Origin of the sequence: Massilia sp. UYP11 (assembly GCF_050434805.1) — a bacterium.
GTDB lineage: Bacteria > Pseudomonadota > Gammaproteobacteria > Burkholderiales > Burkholderiaceae_D > Telluria.
Genome location: NZ_JBNDJE010000046.1, coordinates 1 through 5,983 on the forward strand (window position 1 = coordinate 1; position 5,983 = coordinate 5,983).

Here is a 5,983-nt window from a genome sequence, read left to right on the forward strand (position 1 = left end):
GATAGTGCTGCAACCAGTGTGAAAGTAGGTTATCGTCAGGCTAGTTATATAGAAAAACCCCACCAGGTGATCCTGGTGGGGTTTTTTGCTTTTCGGCTTCAGGTTCTCACCATCCTGGTTACTTGACGAGGCGCAACGAAAAGCAGAATTCGCTTCCTGAATTGTTTCTGGCTTTTAATATTCTTCCACAGCCAGGACAACTACATCACCGCGTTGACTGGACGTCACTGATCCCACCAATACACCAATCTCATCTGACCTTGGGGCGACCATGCATGAGCTCGGCTTCGTGGTACTGGCAATACTGGGTTATCCGTTTCTGGTCGCGTGGCTCATGGGACTGAGCAAGGCGAGCAGGATCGCCGAGCTGGAAGGGCAGGTGGCGGCCTTGAACAGGCGGGTACAGCGTCTCATGATGCCATCGTCACCCATCGCACCCGCGGGGCGTCCTGCCGACGAGGCTGCGGTGCCGACGCCGCTATCCGATCTCGCCAGGACTCCTCCCCCCGCCCCCGCGGCGGACGATACCATCGCCCCCTCGACGCCGCGAACCACAACCACCATCCTGGCGCCGGAGCCGGTGAAGCCTACCCGCCCCAGGGCTGCACCTACAGTCCATGAAGAACCAGTCCGGGAGCCCTACCTGAAGTCACCGCCACGCTGGCTCATCGCCGCCAGGACCTGGCTCCTGACCGGCAACCTGGTTGCCAAGCTCGGCCTCGTGATCCTCTTTATCGGCATCGGCTTCCTGCTCAAATATGCCGCCACGACCCTCATCATTCCGATCGAACTGCGCCTGGCCGCCGTGGTCCTGGCCGATTTTGGATTGCTGGCCTGGGGATGGCGCCTGCGCCTAGCGCGCAGGGAGCTCGCACTGCCGATCCAGGGAACCGCAATTGCCGTCCTGATGCTGGTGATCTTCAGCGCCTACCGACTCTACGCGCTGATACCTTCCGGTCTGGCGTTTGCGCTGCTGGTGTTCCTGACGGCTTTCACCTGTCTGCTGGCGGTCCTGCAGGAGGCGCCGTGGCTCGCGGCATTCGGCATCACGGGCGGTTTTGCCTCTCCCGTACTGCTGGCGAGCGGGGAAGCCGGCAGCCACATCGCACTCTTTACTTACTATGCGCTGCTCAACGCTGGTGTATTTGCCCTGGCCTTCATGCGTTCATGGCATCCGCTCAATTTGCTGGGATTCGTCTTCACCTTCATCATCGGCGCGGCGTGGGGCGGGCTCCGCTACACGCCGGAGCATTACTGGTCGGCGCAAGCCTTCCTGATCCTGTTCTTCCTGTGCTACGTCGCGATCCCTCTTGCATTCGCGACCCGGGAGAGAACGCGCATGAAGGACTACGTCGACATCACGCTGGTCCTGGGCACGCCGTTGCTCGCCTTTGGATTCCAGGTCGGCCTGGTCAGGGAGATGGAATTCGGTCTTGCCTTTACCGCGCTCGGCCTGGGTGGGTTCTATCTGGCGCTCGGCATTTTGTTGTGGCGCAGCGGGAAAGAGCGCTTGCGTTTGATGGTCGAGACCTTCGCGGTGGTCGGCGTCATCTTCGGCACGCTCGCTGTCCCATTTGCGCTCGATGCACGTTGGACTTCGGCTGCGTGGGCCGTTGAAGGCGCTGGATTCGTGTGGCTCGGCCTGCGCAGTCAGCGCCGGCTTGCATGGTCCTTCGGACTGTTTTTACAGGTCGGCGCCTGGGTGAGCTTCATTGCCGCTGCATCGAAGCTCGATGTGGACACCGCGCTCGCAGCCAATCTGTGGTTGGGATTCCTGCTGCTCGGCTGCAGCGCGTTTCTTATCGCGGCCAACTTGCGCAAGCATGCCGGCAAGGACGACAGCCTGCCGGAGCTTGCCAGCGTTGGCCTGTTACTCGCTGCCGTCGCCCTGCTTGGCGCCTGCTGGAGCGAAGCGGTGTTCCGTGCGGATGGCAGTACCTTGGCGAACTGGATGGTGGCCGGCGCGCTGTTCACGGCCGTGCTGTTGTATGCGATTGGCGTAAGCATGGCGTGGCCGATGGCACGCGGGCTCGCCCTGGCCGCCCAGGTCGCGGGCGCTGCCGCCGTGGGAATCATCTGCGCGCCGGGCTGGTCGTTCACCTCCATGCTCGAGACAAGCGGCGAGCAGCCGCTGTTGGGCGTCGTCATGCTGGCCGTCGCGGCATTCGCGACCAGCCGCATGCTGCAGCGTGTCGACCTCCAACAGGGCGACGCCAATCACCCGACAAGCGGGGTTGCATCGGCACTTCTACTGTGGGCGGGCATCTGGTGGTTCGGCCCGGTCATCAATATCGCCGCAGGCAGGATCGCCGACTATTTGCCGGCAGGTCTGGGTAGCCAGTATGCGCGCTGGACCTGCGTGTATGCAGCGGCGGTCGTGATCACGGCGGTGGTGGGCATGCGGCTTGGCCCGCGCCTGGCCTGGCCACAGTTGCGCTGGTTCGCGAGTGCCTGCTGGGGCATGCTGGCCCTGGTCACGGCGGCTTCCTTGCACACGCTGTATGCCAGCCACACGCTGCCGGAGGCCGCGGGTTGGCTTGCCTGGGCAATTCTTCTGGCCGGCGGCGAGTATGCGATGCTGCGCTGGAGCGCGAGCGGTCCGGAAATCCGCCCGATCCCGCTCAGACTGCTGCATGTGCTGCGCACCGCCGGACCGTGGCTGGCTATCTGGCCGGCCGGCGCCATCCTGATCGATCGTTGGCTTGCCGGGCCAAGCGAACCGCTCCTGGCGGCACACAGCGACTGGGCCAGCGATGCCGCCTGGAGCAATTATTTGCCGAGTTGGGCAATGATGCTTGCCCTGGTGTTCCTGCTGCGCCGCAGTCAGGCGGACAGGTGGCCGAGCGCGCCGCTGGCGGATTGGTATCGCACCGTCATCATCCCCAGCGGCACCGTGTTGATGGCGATGCTGGCGGTGTTCTGGAATGTGGGGCATGACGGAGCGATGTCGCCTTTGCCCTATGTGCCCTTACTGAACCCGCTCGATCTGACCACCGGCTTCGTGTTGATGCTGTGGGCGAACGCGCTGCGCCAGCTCACCAGCCGGCCCGTGCCGCCTCACGCGCTGATGTATCAGTTGAAGATCGGCGGCGCGATCGCGGCCTATATCTGGTTCAACCTCATCCTGTTGCGCAGCGCGGCGCATTACGGCGGCATCGACTACCGTCTCGACGCGCTCGCCGCATCGCAGTCCGTGCAAGCGATGCTGTCCCTGGTCTGGAGCGCAAGCGCACTGGTGCTCATGCGTTTCTCCGCGCGCATGACCATGCGGCGCGCCTGGTGGGGCGGGGCACTCGCGCTCGGGATCGTGGTAGCGAAGCTGTTCCTGGTCGACCTGGCCAACGGCGGCAGCATCGCGCGCGTCGTGTCCTTCGTCGGTGTCGGACTGTTGCTGCTGTTGGTCGGCTACCTCGCGCCTTATCCGAAAACAGCGCAGGCCGCGCCGTCAGCCGTTTCCGCTTGAACTGAACAGGGGATAACCATGTACGCGTTTTTCGAACGGCGCACTGTCACTATTGTTTTGGCGGCCCTGCCTGTTTCGGCCGCCATTGCCAGTCCGGGAGATGGACCGGCCAGCTATTCGCATATCCTCCCGCTCGGTGTCGACGCCAATCAGGCCGTCGTGCAGTTGCGGGTGCCGCGCGAAGTCTATCTGCATGCGCGCTCGCCGGAGCTGGACGACCTGCGCGTGTTCGATGCCGACGGCGCATCGCTGCCGTTCGCATTGGTCGACCTGGCTGCGCCGCCGGTGGTGAGCCGGCAAACCACCCCGGCCGCTGTCTTTCCCGTGCATGGCCCCGCACGCGATGCCGGGCGTGTGCATGACAGCCTGCAGATCCGAACGGGAGCCGACGGCGCCGTCATTTCGGTGACGGCGCCGACGCGTGCTGCCAGCGATGAGCTGGTGAGCCTGGTCCTGGACCTGCGACCGGCCGCGAGCGCAGCGCAGGTGGACGCGGCGGCGCCGGTGGGAGGGCTTGCATTGACCCTGCCGCCGGGAGCGGGAAGCTACAGCGCCTGGGTGGCACTCGATGTCAGTGACGACCTGCAAAACTGGGATGAGCTGGCCGAGGCAGCGCTCAGCTGGCTGGTCAACGACCAGGGCGCGAGCGTGCAGAAAGACCGTATCGGGTTCACGCCGCGGTCGTTCCGCTATGCCCGCATCCGCTGGTTGGACGGCAAGCCGATCGCGTTCTCCGCGATCCATGCCGAGTATGTGGTCGAGCGGCAGGCTGCCCGGCATCTCGAGACCATCGTCCTGCAAGGCTCCTCCGGTCGCGACGGACGGGACTTGGCCTATACGGCGCCCATCGCGATCCCTGCGCGCTCGCTCGGCCTGGTATTCACAGGGCAAAATGTCGTCATGCCAGTACAGGTCGGACAATACGAAGCCATCCGCAGCCGCAAGGCGGAAGGGCGAACCACGCCGCAATTGCAGTCACTGGTGAACACGACGTTCTATCAGATGGTCCAGGACGGGCGGCGTCGGGCTTCTGGAGACGTCGAGATTCCTGTGACACATGCCTCCCAGTGGATCGTGCGGCCGCAGACCGATGTGTCCGAGCGCCCGGGCCTGCGTCTGGGCTGGACGCCCGCGAGCATGGTGTTCGTCGCAGGCGGCAAGCCGCCTTACACACTGGCTTTCGGCCGCACCGGCGTGCGCCCGGCCCGGGTCGGGCTGCATCAGGTGGCGCCGGGATTCAGTGCGGGCGAGCTGGCCGGGCTGGCGGCGGCCAGGCCCGGAAATCTGGTGCGGCAACAGTCCTCCGGCCAGGCTGCGGACGATATCGCCGGAAGATCATCCGGAAACAAGCGGGGCTGGTTGTGGGCATTGCTCGTCAGTGGCGTCCTGGCGCTGGGTGCGATGGCATGGCATCTCTTCCGCCAGCTCAAGAGCGGCGCCCAGCGGCCAGTTGCCTGAATCGGTGCGCATGTAAAAAAGCCCGCCGGTTGGTGACTGGCGGGCTTGGCGACTGGATGATTGGTTCAGGCGGCGTGCATTCCACTGTTGATGCGCAATTCGAGCTTGTCCCAGAACCGGTCGTGGACTGGTAGCAGCAGCACATTGCAGACCGGCTCGAGGATGGCGACCAGGCCGCCGAAGGCGAGCGATCCGGTGGCGCAGTAAATGACTGCGAATGCGACGCCCATGTGCATCAGCGTCTGGCTGACCTTCTCCGCAGCGATCTTCATGTAGCGGTCACGTTCCGACGTTGCCCGGGCACGGACGGCGGCCCAGGCCCTTTCATGGAAGGGGAGCAGCAGGACGTTGATCACCGGTTCGATGATGATGGCCAGGCCGCTGAACACAACCGAGCCCGTCATCGCATAGGCGATCGTGAAAGCGATCGCCATGTGAGTGATGACCTGACTGGTTTTCTTCGCTGCGATGACCATGGGTTGACCTCTTCACTTCGTTTGCCGACTGTAGAGCCAAATGATAATGATTCTCGCTCATAGTTAAAAGCAAATAATATTGAAGATGTTGATAGCAATGTTCTATTGCTGGAGGTGCAAAATCGGTAAGCCGGGGGCTTGCGGGATGTGTCATCGATTTGCTATAGTCGCGCTTTCCCGACGCAGACGCAGCCTTCAAGGCAGCGAGAAGCGGAAGGAAAAGAGGGTTGACGAGATTTAAAAAACGCTTCATACTCTCTCTTCTCTGCTGCTGACGAACAAAACGATTCGAAGCACACAGCAGGGATGAAGCACCGGATAAAGTTCTTTAAAAATTAACAGTCGATAAGTGTGGGCGTTTGATGAAGGTGCCAAGAACTTCGGTTCTTGATTACTTAAATTATCAAATGTTCACAAAAAAGAAATACGTTGCTTCAGCAATGAAGTAACGGTCAGTATTTTGAGTGAGCGACCCCTGCAGCAATGTAGGGTGACTCGAAAGAGTCAACAAACAGAGATTGAACTGAAGAGTTTGATCCTGGCTCAGATTGAACGCTGGCGGCATGCTTTACACATGCAAGTCGAA

The 5,983-nt window shown here is 62.3% G+C and carries 3 protein-coding genes and 1 rRNA gene; 3 read left to right on the plus strand and 1 reads right to left on the minus strand.

Going from position 1 to position 5,983, the window contains the following annotated elements:
* The first annotated feature begins 271 nt into the window (after window positions 1–271).
* Window positions 272–3,463 carry a DUF2339 domain-containing protein gene (locus tag ABIB38_RS23970; RefSeq protein ID WP_429207298.1) on the plus strand — a complete coding sequence of 1,064 codons (3,192 nt, stop codon included), beginning with the start codon at window positions 272–274 and terminating at the stop codon, window positions 3,461–3,463.
* A gap of 18 nt (window positions 3,464–3,481) precedes the next feature.
* Window positions 3,482–4,921 carry a DUF3999 family protein gene (locus tag ABIB38_RS23975; RefSeq protein WP_429207300.1) on the plus strand — a complete coding sequence of 480 codons (1,440 nt, stop codon included), beginning with the start codon at window positions 3,482–3,484 and terminating at the stop codon, window positions 4,919–4,921.
* A gap of 65 nt (window positions 4,922–4,986) precedes the next feature.
* Here ABIB38_RS23975 and ABIB38_RS23980 read toward each other — a convergent pair whose 3' ends face one another.
* Window positions 4,987–5,397, minus strand: coding sequence for a DUF2061 domain-containing protein (locus tag ABIB38_RS23980; RefSeq protein ID WP_429207302.1), 411 nt, complete (start codon window positions 5,395–5,397; stop codon window positions 4,987–4,989).
* 520 nt (window positions 5,398–5,917) lie between these two features.
* Between ABIB38_RS23980 and ABIB38_RS23985 the strand changes: the two genes are divergently transcribed.
* A 16S ribosomal RNA gene (locus ABIB38_RS23985) occupies window positions 5,918–5,983 on the plus strand; the annotation flags it as partial.

What these genes read in the sequence shown, in the direction of transcription:
- ABIB38_RS23975 (WP_429207300.1), top strand. Translation starts at nt 3,482, where the DNA reads ATGTACGCGTTTTTCGAACGGCGCACTGTCACTATTGTTTTGGCGGCC.
- ABIB38_RS23970 (WP_429207298.1), top strand. Translation starts at nt 272, where the DNA reads ATGCATGAGCTCGGCTTCGTGGTACTGGCAATACTGGGTTATCCGTTT.
- ABIB38_RS23980 (WP_429207302.1), bottom strand. Translation starts at nt 5,397, where the DNA reads ATGGTCATCGCAGCGAAGAAAACCAGTCAGGTCATCACTCACATGGCG.